We start from the raw sequence: 13,482 nt of genomic DNA, 5'->3' as shown, positions 1-13,482 counted from the left end.
ACCTGGATGGCTGCCTGCGCTGTAGCCGACAAAGCGGTCGCCGGCGAGCTGATTGAGCGCCGCCTCCGCAAGGATAGAGCGCGCGGAGTTGTGGGTGCAGAGGAATAAAACGTTGTACTTTCGGTGTTCTGTCACAGACTTCTCCTGACGATGCCTTGTCGCAGTGCAATGATTAAATCCATATCTCCAATATAATGGAAATGATGTGGCGCAGCAAGCGCGTGCCGATGTGCGTTCGTCACAAGCAGCCCTGATAGCCGTGGGCTACTGTTCCGCCAGGCGCAGACGGCGTCGCGTTAGAATCGGCATATAACCTTGAAGACAGAGCCTTATGAAGGAAAAAGACGCCATCAAAGCTTTGGCCGCGCTCGCACAGCCGACGCGCCTGGCTATTTTTCGCCTGCTCGTCACGGCTGGGCCGGAAGGTCTCAACGTCGGAGTCATCCAAGAGCATCTTGACCTGGCTAGCGCGACGCTCTCCTTCCATCTCAAGGAGCTGACGCATGCTGGCCTGGTAACGTCTCGCCAGGAAGGGCGCTTCGTATACTACGGGCCCGAAATCGAGCACATGAACGACCTGGTTGGCTTTCTGACCGAGAACTGCTGCCAGGGAGTGGACTCGGCCACATGCAAGCCCGCCAAGAAAGTTAAGTGCAAGCCCGTGACCGCATGAACAGGCGCTTAGTGCGGTAAGTCGCGCAGAACACCCTTGCATAATCCGCATCTGTATCCAACAACAACGGCCGCCTCGTAACCTTGGGCGGCCGTTTTCTTTTGTCGCCGCGAATCAGCAGCAGCCGACTTTTTTCTCAATCACAGCTGGAATCGAGGTAACCGGGGCACAGCAGGCCCCGCCCGCTTCAGGAGCGGCCGACTCCCGGCTGTCCGCTCCGAACATCGGGATGCCGCCGAGCGTGTGATAGGTTTCCCACGGCACGCCTGCTGGGTCCTGGGTCCAGTATTTGTTCGAGCTCGCGTAGCAGCACTGCGCTCCAGGTTGGTCCTTCACCGTGACACTACCGGCAACCACCTGCTCGCGAAGAGCAGCCAGCTCTTCGTCACTGTCGACCTGAAGGCCGAGGTGATTGACTCCAGTTTCACCGCCACGCGCCGAAATGGCGAAGTTCATGCGCGGGTCCTCGAGCATCCACTTCGCGTAATCGTCCTTGAGCACTGACGGTTCCACGCCGAACATGCTGCTATAGAAACGCACGCTTTCGTCGAGTTGAGGAACTACGACGTGCACGTGAAATCGCTTCATTTTTACGCCTCCGTTTCGTTGGTCGCGCAGTTGCACTGCTCCGCTGCGCAGCAGTTTTCCATCAGGAAATCCATCAGCGTCTGCATGTGGTCGTAGCTGGCGCAGTAGAAAATAAACCGGCCCTGATTCTTGCCTTCGATAAGGCCCGCGTGTGCGAGCTCCTTCAGGTGGAATGAGAGCGTCGGTGCCGGCAGGCCGAGCTTTTCAGCGATGGCGCCAGGGCTCATCCCCGAGTGCCCTGCGGTCACGAGAAGACGAAAAACCGCCAGGCGCGTCTCATGTGCGAGCGCCGCGAGCGCTTTCACTGCCAGCTTCGAATCGAGCGTTGCCATTGCAGTCCTTTACTGGTTACTTGCCTTCGTTTCCTTGCGGGAATGGTCAGCGATAGCCTGGGAGGCCAGGTCAGTCGCCGGGTCGAGCAGTCGGTCTTCCTTCACACGTTCGCTGTACCGGTCGACGAGATAGTCGGCACGACCGCGAAGCAGCAGCGTGAATTTCACGAGTTCTTCCATTACGTCAACCAGACGGTCGTAGTAGGACGACGGCTTCATCCGGCCGTTCTCTTCAAACTCCTCAAACGCCTTCGCAACCGACGACTGATTGGGGATAGTGAACATGCGCATCCAGCGTCCCAATTGTCGAAGCTGGTTCACCGAGTTAAACGACTGCGAACCGCCGCTAACCTGCATGACCGCGAGCGTGCGTCCTTGCGTCGGCCGAATCCCGCCGCTGACGAGCGGCAGGTGGTCAATCTGCGTCTTTATCAGGCCGGTGATGGTGCCGTGTCGTTCCGGACTGCACCAGACGTGCCCCTCCGACCACAACGACAACTCGAGCAGTTCTTTCACCTTAGGGTGATTCTTCGCGTCGACGTCATCGGCGTGGGGAAGTCCGCGCGGGTCAAAAATCCGCGTCTCTGCGCCGAACCTCTGGAGCAACCGAGCAGCCTCCTCAACGAGCAGACGTGAATAAGAACGCTCACGAAGTGACCCGTAGAGTAGAAGTATCCGCACCGGCGGTTGCCCTTCCATGCCAAGTCGTGCCGCGATGTCAGTGTCGAGAAACTCTGTCTGGGCGGCCGGAAAGCTCTGGTCGCCGGGGATTACGTGTACGGTCATCGGTCCATCCTGCTCTTTGATATTTCCAATTTTATGGAAGTATCTGGTCAAATCAAGTCGCGTTGAGCTGACTTCGGCGCCTTGAAAATTTGTCGGTCGTTACTTGTATTCTACGACGTTTCCGGTATTCTGGAAATATGAAATCGATGGAGGCTCTCATTGACTTCGATGACGACGCTTACTTGTTGGAATCAGCTGAATGGCGTTGCGGTGCGATGGCGGGGTTTTTCATGCTGATGACGCGCGGACACGCATCCGGTCCCGACCAGTCGTCGGTCCACGAGAAGCATGTCCCATGCTTCCGAACTCTTGGCCGAGGAAGCAGCGCGCACGTTTGAGCAGATGACTGGGTACGCCGCGTCAGCTATTGCACCGACCGCAACGGCAGATGAGAGCGCTGCCCTCGCGGATTTGTTGGCCAGAGGTGGCTCCTCCGCCGCTGTGATTCTGATGGACGCAGACGTGCTGGGCCATGTATTGCCGCCTTGCAACTGGAAGACGCCGTTGCTCCGAATTCGCAATCGCCTCGCTGATGATGGAGTGAAGGTTTTCGCAGCATTGGCGCTACCGCGTCGGAGCGGCATCGTCAGCGCGACGCGGGCTCGATTTGTCAACGGTCGCGTTGAGCGGTTCTGCACCCAGGAGGGAATCGGATTTCTCGGCCCTGTCAACGCGGCATCTGAAAGCGTTGCTTCGCTGCGCCCGAACAATTTCCAAGAGCGCGCCGGCGTTGCCATTGGACACGGATTGGCCTCGGCGGCATTTTTCTGTTGTGACGCTTTTCGCATCAGAGCACCAGAGTCCATAACGTGAGAGACCGGAGAAAATGAGCACAGTGTCGGGTAGAACCGCGCATGCGAGCTGTCAGAACGAGCCCACCGACAGTCAGGACCGGCTCACCACGTGGGCGCTTGCATTGGCGCAGCTCGTTTCGTGGGGCTCCGTCTATTACGCGTTCTCCTTGCTCGTCGTTCCGATGGAACAGTCCATGGGCTGGAGCAGGACTGCCACGAATGCGGCACTGTCAGTCGGGCTTCTTGTTTCAGGATTTGCCGCTTATCCAATCGGTCGCTGGATTGACCACGGTCTCGGGCGACGCGTGATGGCAATCGGCTCAGTCATAGCGGCGGCGATGCTGCTGCTATGGGCGGACGCTCAGTCACTCACGACGCTCTTCGTAGCATGGATAGGCCTCGGAATCGCTATGGCCGCTACTTTCTATGACCCGGTATTCGCGGTCATAACGCACCGCTATCCGCGGAGCTTCCGGACCAAAATCACGCTCATCACATTGGTGGCAGGATTCGCGAGCACGGTATTCATCCCGCTGACGCAACTTCTGGTCGGTTCGCTGGGGTGGCGCACGACACTTGTCGCGCTTGCGGCATTGAACCTGACCATCTGTTTGCGGATTCACGTGATTGCAATCCGCTCGTCATGGTCGGGCGCTGCGTCTGTACCGGACAGTACCGAGGTTAAGCGGGCCAACGACGCGGCAACCCGACGCGCACTACGCACGCCGACGTTCTGGGCGCTCGCCGTTTGCTTTACCGCGTACTACGCGACGTTCGCCGCATTGACATTTCACCTTGTGCCGCTGATGGTTGAACGCGGAGTGTCAAACGCGGTGCTGGTCACAACCATGGCACTCATCGGCCCAGCTCAGGTGGCCGCGCGAGCGTTGTGGTTCACAGCCGGTCGCTCGGTTCATGTGAGTACGGTGGGCATTATCGTCGTAACCCTCTTCCCGGTATCTGCTGTCATCCTCATCTGTGCTGGCAAATCCGCTGCGCTACTGTGGCTATTCGCGCTTTGTTATGGCGCGGCGAATGGCATGATGTATTCGTTGTCTCCATACTGTCCGCTATCGCGTTTTTCGTGGCGGTCAGGGTTAGTCGTCACCCGGTGACAGGTTCCACCTGAAACGACCTGTTGAGTGCAACACGGAACATCCGTCATGAAGATACGTACCGCAAGACCCGAAGACCTCGACGCAATACGCGTCTTGCTTACTGAGAACGCGCTGCCATCGTCCGACATCAGCCATGAACTGTTGCGTGACTTTGCCGTGATGGAAGGCGACGGGGGATTCGTCGTCGGCAGCGTCGGGTTGGAGAGGCATGACGCTAATGCGCTGCTGCGGTCACTGGCTGTTGCGCAGACAGTGCGAAACGCAGGGTTGGGAGGCCGGCTTTTGGCGCACGTGGAAGGCCTCGCGCGAGACAGAGGTATCTCGGAACTGTGGCTACTCACCACCGCAGCTTCCGATTTCTTCCGGCGGAAGGGCTACGTGGATGTCACGCGGAGCACAGCACCGGCGAAATTGCAGGCGACGACGCAGTTCGCGCAATTGTGTCCAGCGAGCGCAGTCTGCATGAGGAAAATCGTCTCTCAACGTTAGCCGTAGCCGTCGACCCGCTGTCGCCAGAGACGGCGAAGTCTGGTTGCGTCCGGACTCGAGGGACCTCGCGTCGCTGAAGGCCACCATGGACGCGGCACCGGCCGAAGTGCGGGCATGGTCTCGCGGCGTAAGCGCTTCAACGCCGTAAGCTCCTTGTTTCACCTTCCTACGTTTGCGCATTCTCTCTAGCGTGCATCTCTTGTTTTTGAGAATGCCCCTTGGTGAAGTTGAGCCCCGCCTTATCCTGAGCGAGGCCTTCAGACACGTTCCGAAGCATGATGAGATGCCCCTCGGAGCCAGCGTCGCCCGTCAGCCTTTCGCCTCAGGGCGCTAACTTCGCCACCCGCCCGGTATCTCAAGGCTATCCCACAGTACCGGCTGTCCCGCGACCGCTGCCGTTGATGTTCGGCCAGTCGCGCGGCTGCACCGCGGAACGGGCAGCAGTATGCATACCGCGCAGCAGGGGTGATGACTTCGCATGGGACGCGCTGCGCGCAGAAATCTGGCCGCCCGCAAGCTCTCCATCTTCAGGACCTTGGCACCATCGCCTGGGCCGCTTACAGACCGGCGAGGCTGAGATACTTCAAGTTGAGGTATTCTTCGATGCCGTGCGCCGAGCCCTCTCGACCGAGACCACTGTCCTTCACACCACCAAATGGTGCTTCGGCTGTCGTAATGACCCCGGCATTGATTCCAATCATGCCACTTTGAATCGCCCGCGACACGCGGAAAGTGCGTGCAAGGTCTCGAGTATAAAAGTAGGCGGCGAGACCAAATTCCGTCGAGTTCGCCGCCTCGACTGCTTCATGCTCTTCCTTGAAGCGGAACAGTGCAGCGACTGGGCCAAAGGTTTCCTCACGTGCAATCAACATATCCGGGGTCGCGTCAGCGATGACAGTCGGTTCAAAGAATGTGGCGCCGAGCTCATGGCGCTTTCCGCCGAGCAACACGCGGCCACCTTTCGCTTTGGCATCCTCGACGTGCGATTCAACTTTCTCAACCGCAGCCAGGTTAATGAGAGGTCCCTGCTCGGCACCCTCGTTTAATCCGTTGTCTACCTTTAGCTTCTTGACGCGGTCGGTCAGCCGGCGCGCAAATTCTTCGTAAATACTATCCTGTACGTAGAAGCGGTTCGTGCATACGCATGTCTGTCCGCTGTTTCGGAATTTGCCTGCCACAGCGGTCTCGACAGCGAGGTCAAGGTCGGCATCGTCGAAAACGATAGTTGGTGCATTGCCGCCCAGCTCCATCGACAGTTTCTTCATGCTGTCAGCAGATTGCTTGTAGAGCAGCTTTCCGACGCGGGTTGAGCCCGTGAACGTTATCTTGCGAACCAACGGATTTCGGGTGAGTTCGCCGCCCACCGCAGCGCCGTCGCCCGTGACGACGTTCACGACGCCTGCTGGAATGCCAGCTCTTTCAGCCAATACCGCGTATAGCAGGCCAGAGTATGGAGTGAATTCCGATGGCTTGATGACGATAGTGCAACCAGCGGCAAGTGCCGGCGCGACTTTGCGGGAGAGCATCGAGAACGGGAAGTTCCACGGTGAAATCGCCCCCACCACTCCAACAGGCTCGCGCGTCACCAGAATCTGTCTGTCTTTCCACGGCGAAGGGATGATTTCGCCATTGATGCGACGCGCTTCTTCGGCGAACCACTGGATGTAGTCCGCACCGAGCTTCATCTCTCCACGCGCTTCGGCGAGGGGTTTCCCCTGCTCAAGCGTCAGCATCGTTGCGAGGATGTCCAGATTGTCTCGGACCAGTTGCGCCATCCGTTGAAGCTTCTCGGCCCGCTCGGCTGCCGTCGTCATTGACCAGGTGAGAAAGGCTTCTTGTGCTGCATCGATAGCACGGCCCGTCTCAGCACCGGAAACCCAAGGAATGGTACCGACGCGTGTTCCGGTTGCCGGGTCCTCGACATCATAAGTGCTGCCGTCGTCGGCACCTACCCAGTTCCCGGCAACGTAGTTCGCTTCCTTGAGCCAGCCAGCGACCTTGATGTCATTCAATGTGAACGTGTTCATGGCGTATATCCGTTTTCGGATTCAAGAGCAAGGCTGAGAGGAGCCCATGCCCTGGTTAGAAGGAGGTATCTCTTGCGGTAAAAAATCGTGCATACATACGCGTGACGCGTGCTGGTTGGAGCATCTCTGATTTAGCAGGACACACTGTTTCTATTTATCTTTGTGGCTATCCCGGAGAGCTCCTTCCCTGCTGTTTGCTTTACTTTCCTTGTGGATGGTCCAGTTCAGGGATACCACTCTGACGGTCAGCGTAGGCCGCCTTGAAGCTCGGGCGTTGTTGCCAGCGTTTCCAGTACGCGTCCAGGAACTCGAAACGCTCGTCAAGCGGGGTGGCGTTCACCGGGAACTTGGAGAACGCGATTGCGGTGGCCAGCGTGATGTCGGCGAAGGTGGGTTCGTCACCGCCGAGCAACCATTCGCGCCCGTCTGAGAGGTGCTTGTTGACCAGTGCTGCATGGGCGAGTGCTTCCTTGCGGCTGTGTTCACCCCAAGCCTCGTTCTTCGTTAATTCAAGCTTGAAACCGAGCCCGGTGTGCAGCACGTGGAAAGCCGTGACTATCCGATAGAGGATATGAACCCAGATACGGTTATCCCACATGTTGTCGAGGCCCTGTTCCAGCGGGGTCTCGCCCATAATCTTCCGGCCCGGGAAAGTCTGGTCGAGATAGCGAACCACAGCGGCCGTCTCTGAAATAAAGCTGCCGTCCGCCAGCTGGAGCGTCGGCGTTTCGCCCCATGGATTCATCTTCAGGTGCCGCCAGCCGCGCTGCTCGCCAACCGGCGTCATATCGTAAATCGTCTCGTCGAAATGCTCGGCGATGCCTTTCTCGTACATGAAGAGCCGCAGGCGCTGCGGATTGGGGAATGCGGAGGGCGAAGTGAAGACTCGAAGTTTGGAAGAAGTTGGTGACATGGTATGGCTCCTAGGATTAAGGGGAATTCTGTCCCACAAACAGGCTACCAATCACTTGGTAGAATATTTGCGGAAAAAAAAGTGACCTGACTTGGTGCGGAATCGATTTAGAGGTTTGGGGGATTGTCGAGCTCTGGAATGCCGCTTTGACGGTCGGCATAGCCAGCCTTGAAGCTCGGGCGTTGTTGCCAGCGCTTCCAGTACGCGTCGAGGAACTCAAAACGCTCATCAAGCGGGGTGGCGTTCACCGGGAACTTGGAGAACGCGATTGCAGTTGCCAGCGTGATGTCGGCGAAGGTGGGTTCGTCGCCGCCGAGTAGCCAGTCGCGCCCATCCGACAGATGCTGGTTGACCAGGGCCGCATGGGCGAGTGCTTCCTTGCGGCTGTGTTCACCCCATGCTTCGTTCTTCGTCAGTTCAAGTTTGAAACCGAGTCCGGTGTGCAGCACGTGGAAGGCCGTGACGATTCGGTACAGGATGTGAACCCAGATGCGGTTGTCCCACATGTTGTCGAGGCCTTGCTCCAGCGGGGTCTCGCCCATAATCTTCCGGCCCGGGAAAGTCTGGTCGAGATAGCGAACCACGGCCGCCGTCTCCGAAATAAAGCTGCCGTCGGCCAGTTGGAGCGTCGGCGTTTCACCCCACGGATTCATCTTCAGGTGCCGCCAGCCGCGCTGCTCGCCAACCGGCGTCATATCGTAAATCGTCTCGTTGAACTGCTCGGCGATACCTTTCTCGTACATGAAGAGCCGCAGGCGCTGCGGGTTGGGGAAGGCAGAGGGCGAAGTGAAGACTTGAAGTTTGGACGACATGGTGCGACTCCTGAGGGTTATAGGACTCATTTCTACGAAGTAGGCTACCTGCCACTTGGTAGATTGGTGCGGTGCAAAAAAAGCAACTCGCGTTGCCGGGTGCTCACCACCAAGAAAGGCTACCTGCCACTTGGTAGGATGGACTTTATGAGATAGAATTGAGACTGTCAACACATTTTGCAAAAAGAGGTAGCGCCGGTGAAAACTGAAGGCGGTTCAAATTCGAGGGAGAACATCCTTGCTGCCGCGACAAAGGTCGCGGGGGCGCACGGGTACGGCGGGCTGAACTTCCGTGACATCGCGGCGGAAGTCGGCATCAAGGCCGCCAGCATCTACCATCACTTCCCCACAAAGGCCGAGCTGGGCGCCGAAGTGGCTAAACGTTATGCGGAGCAGTTTGCCGTGATGCTCGACGCGCGACTGTCTGCCACCGACGACCCGATTCTCAGCTTGCGCGGATACCCTGATACATTCAGGACGGCTCTGCAGAACGACAATCGCATGTGTCTATGCAGCTTCATGGCCGCTGAATATGATGACTTGCCGGACATGGTGAAGAAGGAAGTTCAGAGGTTCGCCGATGTGAACATCAGTTGGCTGGCGAAAGTGCTCGTTGCCGCCGGGGTGGTGAAGCCCGAGGAAAGCGCAGGCCGCGCGCGCGCCATTTACGCCGCCATTTCTGGCGCGCAGCTCATGGCGAGGGGGCGCGCTGATATAGCGGCCTACGATTCGCTGGTGGAGGACTATCGTAAAGCCGGTCTTCTTCCAAGCTAGCGGCTTGTTTGACCTGCGCACCACAAGCGACAAGTCCAATCATTCCGGGATGCACTAAAACCGCATCTGAACGTGAAACGGTGTCGTCCGAGGCCGGCGCGGACATCGGTCGCGCAAATGCGCCAAAATAGTGGTTCCGATGCGACGGACATGCTAGGGAGCGGCCCTTCGCGTCGTTTTGCTTGCTGCGAACCGTCCCGGTTTCAGGATGATTCCGTGCCGCAAGATGAACGTACGACGTCTCACAAAATTTGGGCGCCGAAAATGAATTTACTGCTTGAGCCGCCCGGCGTCGATGTCGGCTGTCTTCAATGCAGCGTCAATCATCTTCGGTTCTTGGCCGAAATCGAGCGACCACTCCTCACCATCACACCGCACGGTCATGCCGTTGTGCATCGATATGAGGTAGCGCGCCTTGTACAGTGCGTCGACAAGCTTCGAATCTCGTTGGGCCTCTTGGATGCTAGCTTGTGAAGAACGCTACACAAGGCTGAACAGGCGGACGCCGACGAGTGCCTCACGCCGAGCCGACAGCGAAAAGAGTTCAAATGCGTAGCGCACACCGTCAGGCTGGAAGGCTACCTATTGACGCTCAACGTTGCATCGCTCTCACCACTCCTTCGTGGTTTTGCTCAGAAACGTTCCAACCATTCCCACGCCAAGTCCGAATGAAGCGGTGGCTAAGCCGCCCGATGGAATCTCGGACCCGGCGTCAGCCGCTATAAGGGCTACGCCACCGAATCCCAAGGCAATCAGTTCCCATCGATTTCGGTTCTTCGCATCCTGCAAAGAAGCCGACGCCTGCGCGCTCGCCTTGCAGACAACATCCCGTGTATCGGTGATGTCCCTTTCAATGAGATTGGGGTCTGGCTTGTCAGTTATGTCCTTCCGGAAGTCGTATGCTCTATGGAGGACCTGTTTGGCAGCATCATCGCTCACGCCAATTTGTTTCAGCGCGCCTGACTCCGAGTCGACAAAACTTCCGGCGAAAGTACGCGCTGCTTGGAGAGCTTCGCGCTGTTCAGTGCCTCCGGATTTTCCGGCTTTCTTGTGGAGCGCCTTTTTGAAAGATTGGTCGTCGCTCAAGCGTTTTAATGCGGTGCATCCTTGCGAATAAGCCTTCGCAACTTCCTCTGGGCTGGAATTGCCGTTCAAGGAGTAGATGGCATTTGTCGCGTCTCCTAAGTAGCTGAGACTGGACTCGGCATGAGTTGTTGATATGAGCGACGATGCCGACACGGCGACGAGCGTAGCAACCGTTCTCCGAGCACAGTACATGGGCACCTCCGATTCACGGGACGAGCACCACGCGAAAAATGCGACACGGACGGCGGTACCCGAGTCCGTTATAGATTGATGACCCTAATTGTGCAAGGCGAGTTCTACGCAAACCGAAGCGCGGTTGCCGCGACCTCCTCGCTAGCCGTGGCTATCTACCCACGCTCGACACCACGAAAGGCCTACCAAGTCTGCTTCTTCGTCACTATCAAAAGCGCCGAGTACCCCGGATACCTCGACGACCTTGGTGTCGCGCGTGACCGTGCCGCTTCCTGCGAATTTCGCCGGCTGTGGGATGCCTTCCTGCTGCAAGATGGCATGACCCCACAGCGTGTATCCACCGTATTTCTCAGTTTGCATCTGCTGACCTCGAAGGACCTCTGAACCGATTCTTCCCGGTGATTGCCCGAGTTCGCGCGACTCGGCAAGCAGCTACTGCTTGAGGCGTTGAGTCTCGACTCCGGCCATCTTCAATGTGGCGTCAATCATCTTCAGCTCCTGGCCGAAATCGAGCGGCCATTCCTCGCCGTCGCACCGCACGGTCATGCCGTTGTGCATCGAAATCAGACTACGTGCCTTGTACAAGGCATCCACAAGTTTCGATTCGCGTTCGGCCTCCCGAACCCATTCATCTGCTCTCATGGTGGAACCTCCTCTGAGCAATGGAAGCAGGACATGAGGCCGAGCGATGGATGACGCACGGCCGTCGTTCCTCAAATAAAAGTGACAGTTCACGCCTACGAATTTGCGTGTACGATACTGTATAAATATACAGGTTTTTTTGTTGCCATATGTCCACCGCTACCGTCACGGCCGAAGAGATACACCCGTCCTTGTGGCGTGCGTCCCAGCTCGCGCGTGGCCGTGGGCGGGTCGTTGAGACCGGCTATCCCGCGCTGTCGGCCGAGCTCCCCGGCGGGGGCTGGCCAGTCGGTGCGCTCATCGACCTGATGGTGCAGCAGGCCGGGGTCGGTGAATTGCGACTGTTGCGCCCGGCACTCAGTGGTTCGGGCAACCGCCCTGTGGCGTTTGTGCAGCCGCCGCACACCCCGGACGGGCTTGGACTCAGCTACATCGGGCTTCCCATTGACCAGGTGTTGCGGGTGAAAGCGCAGAAGACCGCCGATGCGCTCTGGTCGGCGGAGCAGATTCTGCGGGCAGGCAGTTGCGGTGCGCTCATCTTCTGGGCGCAATACGCGCAGGCCTCATCGCTGCGACGCCTGCATTTAGCGGCGCAGTCATCCGAAACACTTTTCGTGATGGTCAGGCCTCTGGCAGCGGCACAGGACTCATCGCCCGCGCTTTTGCGGCTCGCTTTAAGACCATCCGCCGACGGTCTGACCGTTGACATTGTGAAACGACGAGGGCCAGCGCGCGCAGAGCCTCTGTCGATTCCCCTTCAACCCACTCCTGTATTGCTTTCCCGACATGCGCGTCTTTCTCGCCGTCCACTTGCCGAAGTTGCCGCTCGAGGTGTTCCGACCGAAGTGGTCATCTGAGCCCGCGCACGGAAGCGCTGTACTGGAGAAAGACAAAGTGGTCATCACAGACAGCACGGCTCGCGCAGCTGGCGTGCGCCTCGGGATGAAGCGCGGCGGAGTCCTGACACTGTCGTCGGAAACGGAGATGCATGAACGCGATGCCGCCAGGGAAGCGGCGGCACAGCGCGAGGTGGGTGTTGCCCTGATGCGCTTCTCACCGGAGGTCGCCTTGCTTGACGAAGCGACCGTCGTGGTTGAAGTCGGCGCGAGTCTACGCCTCTTTGGCGGGTTGCTCGCGTTGTGTCGGGAAGCGAAGTCCGTTCTCGGAACACTCGGGCTTACCGCCCGCATCAGCGCTGCGCCCACCGGCCAGGGTGGATGGCTCCTGGCGAAGTTCGGAAACCGGCGCGTACTCAAGCTGGCTTCCCTTGAACAACGACTAGCCGCTTTGCCGATGATGGCCGTTCCTGAGGTTCGTCCGTTCGGAGACTGGTTCTCCGGGCTCGGGTGCGAAACCATCGCCGATGTAAGACGCCTGCCACGCGCCGGCCTGCAGCGGCGATGTGGTGAGCGTCTGCTCGATTCGCTCGACCGCGCATTCGGCACCGCGCCCGAACTCTTTGACTGGCTCGAGCTGCCGCCCACTTTCTCCGCACGTATCGAAATGCCGGACCGTCTCGAGCATGCTGACGGCGCAGTGTTCGGTGCGCATCGACTCATCGTGCAATTGTGTGGCTGGCTTTGCGCCAAGCAGCTCGCGGTAACGGCGGTCAAGCTGCTGCTCGAGCATGAACGTGGGCGCGACGCTATCGAGCCGACAACCATCGACATTGCACTTGGTGAGCCAACCTGGAAGGAGGAGCACCTCGTCAGGCTACTGAAGGAGCGGTTGCACCGGATTGAACTGGCTGCACCGGTCATCGCGCTGCGACTCGATGCGTCCAGAGTGGAATCCGCAGCGCCGGCATCTGACACGCTATTCCCGGAGCCGGGAGGTTCGAAGGAAGACCATGCGCGGCTCCTCGAGTTACTTGTTGCGCGGCTCGGAGAGGACAACGTTCTTCGGCCCGCGCCGACTGCCGACCATCGCCCGGAGGTCGCCAACCGGTGGGTGCCGGTGACACACAAGTCGAAGCAGGAAGCACTTCCGCAGGGTCTGCCGAGACCGACATGGATGCTGGACAGTCCGGTGCGGCTGCTGATGCGTCAGCATCGCCCCTTCTATGGGTCTCCATTGAGGATGGTGTCTCCCGGCGAACGCATTGAGGCTGGCTGGTTTGATGGTGAGCTTGTGACCCGCGATTATTTCGTTGCACAGGCGGAAGACCAGAGTTGCTACTGGATATATCGCGAGCGTGTCAGCAGCCGCGACGCGGAGGAAGAGCAGCGGTGGTTTCTTCACGGACTGTTCGGCTGA

Annotated in this window: 18 protein-coding genes; 7 read left to right on the top strand and 11 right to left on the bottom strand. The window is 58.6% G+C overall.

The window, feature by feature from the left end; all coding sequences use genetic code 11:
• Window positions 1–135, bottom strand: a 135-nt coding sequence (locus tag P0D80_RS13200) for an arsenate reductase/protein-tyrosine-phosphatase family protein (RefSeq protein WP_459252759.1), incomplete at its 3' end; no start/stop codon positions are given.
• 196 nt (window positions 136–331) lie between these two features.
• On the opposite strand from P0D80_RS13200, the gene P0D80_RS13195 reads away from it, so the two are divergent.
• On the top strand, window positions 332–673 hold the full coding sequence (locus tag P0D80_RS13195; protein WP_408284347.1) for an ArsR/SmtB family transcription factor: 342 nt from the start codon (window positions 332–334) through the stop codon (window positions 671–673).
• Between the two features lie 114 nt (window positions 674–787).
• On the opposite strand, the gene P0D80_RS13190 is transcribed toward P0D80_RS13195, so the two are convergent.
• From P0D80_RS13190 to arsH, 3 genes are read right to left on the bottom strand one after another with little or no spacing between them, the layout of a single operon-like run.
• On the bottom strand, window positions 788–1,261 hold the full coding sequence (locus P0D80_RS13190) for an ArsI/CadI family heavy metal resistance metalloenzyme (RefSeq protein WP_408284344.1): 474 nt from the start codon (window positions 1,259–1,261) through the stop codon (window positions 788–790).
• Between the two features lie 2 nt (window positions 1,262–1,263).
• Window positions 1,264–1,593, bottom strand: coding sequence for an ArsR/SmtB family transcription factor (locus P0D80_RS13185; protein ID WP_408284342.1), 330 nt, complete (start codon window positions 1,591–1,593; stop codon window positions 1,264–1,266).
• Between the two features lie 9 nt (window positions 1,594–1,602).
• Entirely contained in the window at window positions 1,603–2,292 is a 690-nt protein-coding gene (gene arsH, locus P0D80_RS13180; protein WP_459252758.1) for an arsenical resistance protein ArsH, read from the bottom strand.
• Window positions 2,293–2,667: 375 nt separating this feature from the next.
• On the opposite strand from arsH, the gene P0D80_RS13175 reads away from it, so the two are divergent.
• The 3 genes from P0D80_RS13175 to arsN2 are packed head-to-tail and all read left to right on the top strand — an operon-like array spanning window position 2,668 to window position 4,780.
• Window positions 2,668–3,192 carry a hypothetical protein gene (locus P0D80_RS13175; RefSeq protein WP_408284337.1) on the top strand — a complete coding sequence of 175 codons (525 nt, stop codon included), beginning with the start codon at window positions 2,668–2,670 and terminating at the stop codon, window positions 3,190–3,192.
• 13 nt (window positions 3,193–3,205) lie between these two features.
• Window positions 3,206–4,288 carry an MFS transporter gene (locus P0D80_RS13170; protein WP_408284335.1) on the top strand — a complete coding sequence of 361 codons (1,083 nt, stop codon included), beginning with the start codon at window positions 3,206–3,208 and terminating at the stop codon, window positions 4,286–4,288.
• Window positions 4,289–4,336: 48 nt separating this feature from the next.
• Window positions 4,337–4,780 (top strand): arsenic resistance N-acetyltransferase ArsN2, encoded by a 444-nt coding sequence (arsN2, locus tag P0D80_RS13165; RefSeq protein ID WP_408284332.1) that lies wholly within the window; start codon window positions 4,337–4,339, stop codon window positions 4,778–4,780.
• A 557-nt stretch (window positions 4,781–5,337) separates the two neighbouring features.
• Here arsN2 and P0D80_RS13160 read toward each other — a convergent pair.
• From P0D80_RS13160 to P0D80_RS13150, 3 genes are all read right to left on the bottom strand, one after another.
• Complete coding sequence (locus P0D80_RS13160) at window positions 5,338–6,807, bottom strand: NAD-dependent succinate-semialdehyde dehydrogenase (protein ID WP_408284330.1); 1,470 nt, start codon at window positions 6,805–6,807, stop codon at window positions 5,338–5,340.
• A gap of 199 nt (window positions 6,808–7,006) precedes the next feature.
• Entirely contained in the window at window positions 7,007–7,720 is a 714-nt protein-coding gene (locus P0D80_RS13155) for a glutathione S-transferase family protein (RefSeq protein WP_086910364.1), read from the bottom strand.
• Between the two features lie 107 nt (window positions 7,721–7,827).
• On the bottom strand, window positions 7,828–8,532 hold the full coding sequence (locus tag P0D80_RS13150) for a glutathione S-transferase family protein (protein ID WP_408284328.1): 705 nt from the start codon (window positions 8,530–8,532) through the stop codon (window positions 7,828–7,830).
• Between the two features lie 198 nt (window positions 8,533–8,730).
• Here P0D80_RS13150 and P0D80_RS13145 point away from each other — a divergent pair, with 198 nt between their 5' ends.
• A complete protein-coding gene (locus P0D80_RS13145; protein WP_408284326.1) occupies window positions 8,731–9,306 on the top strand; it encodes a TetR/AcrR family transcriptional regulator in 576 nt (191 codons plus the stop codon).
• Window positions 9,307–9,576: 270 nt separating this feature from the next.
• Here P0D80_RS13145 and P0D80_RS13140 read toward each other — a convergent pair whose 3' ends face one another.
• The 4 genes from P0D80_RS13140 to P0D80_RS13125 all read right to left on the bottom strand — a co-directional run bounded on the left by P0D80_RS13140 (window position 9,577) and on the right by P0D80_RS13125 (window position 11,226).
• Window positions 9,577–9,702 carry a hypothetical protein gene (locus P0D80_RS13140; protein WP_408284323.1) on the bottom strand — a complete coding sequence of 42 codons (126 nt, stop codon included), beginning with the start codon at window positions 9,700–9,702 and terminating at the stop codon, window positions 9,577–9,579.
• Window positions 9,703–9,915: 213 nt separating this feature from the next.
• The gene (locus P0D80_RS13135) at window positions 9,916–10,461 is read right to left on the bottom strand and encodes a hypothetical protein (RefSeq protein WP_408284321.1); all 546 of its coding nucleotides are present in this window, start codon (window positions 10,459–10,461) and stop codon (window positions 9,916–9,918) included.
• A 264-nt stretch (window positions 10,462–10,725) separates the two neighbouring features.
• Window positions 10,726–10,944 carry a hypothetical protein gene (locus P0D80_RS13130; protein ID WP_408284318.1) on the bottom strand — a complete coding sequence of 73 codons (219 nt, stop codon included), beginning with the start codon at window positions 10,942–10,944 and terminating at the stop codon, window positions 10,726–10,728.
• A 72-nt stretch (window positions 10,945–11,016) separates the two neighbouring features.
• Window positions 11,017–11,226 (bottom strand): hypothetical protein, encoded by a 210-nt coding sequence (locus P0D80_RS13125; RefSeq protein WP_408284315.1) that lies wholly within the window; start codon window positions 11,224–11,226, stop codon window positions 11,017–11,019.
• A gap of 149 nt (window positions 11,227–11,375) precedes the next feature.
• Between P0D80_RS13125 and imuA the strand changes: the two genes are divergently transcribed.
• Window positions 11,376–12,083 carry a translesion DNA synthesis-associated protein ImuA gene (gene imuA, locus P0D80_RS13120; RefSeq protein ID WP_408284313.1) on the top strand — a complete coding sequence of 236 codons (708 nt, stop codon included), beginning with the start codon at window positions 11,376–11,378 and terminating at the stop codon, window positions 12,081–12,083.
• Entirely contained in the window at window positions 12,013–13,482 is a 1,470-nt protein-coding gene (locus P0D80_RS13115) for a Y-family DNA polymerase (protein WP_408284311.1), read from the top strand. Before imuA ends, P0D80_RS13115 begins: the two co-directional genes overlap by 71 nt.

It is taken from the genome of Paraburkholderia sp. RL17-373-BIF-A (assembly GCF_046030175.1).
GTDB lineage: Bacteria > Pseudomonadota > Gammaproteobacteria > Burkholderiales > Burkholderiaceae > Paraburkholderia.
The sequence above is the reverse complement of the archived record's forward strand: the minus strand, read 5'-3'. Positions and strand labels throughout refer to the sequence as shown.

Coding starts and splice junctions, on each gene's coding strand:
- P0D80_RS13195 (WP_408284347.1), top strand. CDS start 332: ATGAAGGAAAAAGACGCCATCAAAGCTTTGGCCGCGCTCGCACAGCCG.
- arsH (WP_459252758.1), bottom strand. CDS start 2,292: ATGGAAGGGCAACCGCCGGTGCGGATACTTCTACTCTACGGGTCACTT.
- arsN2 (WP_408284332.1), top strand. CDS start 4,337: ATGAAGATACGTACCGCAAGACCCGAAGACCTCGACGCAATACGCGTC.
- P0D80_RS13160 (WP_408284330.1), bottom strand. CDS start 6,807: ATGAACACGTTCACATTGAATGACATCAAGGTCGCTGGCTGGCTCAAG.
- P0D80_RS13185 (WP_408284342.1), bottom strand. CDS start 1,593: ATGGCAACGCTCGATTCGAAGCTGGCAGTGAAAGCGCTCGCGGCGCTC.
- P0D80_RS13150 (WP_408284328.1), bottom strand. CDS start 8,532: ATGTCGTCCAAACTTCAAGTCTTCACTTCGCCCTCTGCCTTCCCCAAC.
- P0D80_RS13115 (WP_408284311.1), top strand. CDS start 12,013: ATGCGCGTCTTTCTCGCCGTCCACTTGCCGAAGTTGCCGCTCGAGGTG.
- P0D80_RS13170 (WP_408284335.1), top strand. CDS start 3,206: ATGAGCACAGTGTCGGGTAGAACCGCGCATGCGAGCTGTCAGAACGAG.
- P0D80_RS13125 (WP_408284315.1), bottom strand. CDS start 11,226: ATGAGAGCAGATGAATGGGTTCGGGAGGCCGAACGCGAATCGAAACTT.
- P0D80_RS13175 (WP_408284337.1), top strand. CDS start 2,668: ATGTCCCATGCTTCCGAACTCTTGGCCGAGGAAGCAGCGCGCACGTTT.
- P0D80_RS13140 (WP_408284323.1), bottom strand. CDS start 9,702: ATGCACAACGGCATGACCGTGCGGTGTGATGGTGAGGAGTGGTCGCTC.
- imuA (WP_408284313.1), top strand. CDS start 11,376: ATGTCCACCGCTACCGTCACGGCCGAAGAGATACACCCGTCCTTGTGG.
- P0D80_RS13190 (WP_408284344.1), bottom strand. CDS start 1,261: ATGAAGCGATTTCACGTGCACGTCGTAGTTCCTCAACTCGACGAAAGC.
- P0D80_RS13130 (WP_408284318.1), bottom strand. CDS start 10,944: ATGCAAACTGAGAAATACGGTGGATACACGCTGTGGGGTCATGCCATC.
- P0D80_RS13155 (WP_086910364.1), bottom strand. CDS start 7,720: ATGTCACCAACTTCTTCCAAACTTCGAGTCTTCACTTCGCCCTCCGCA.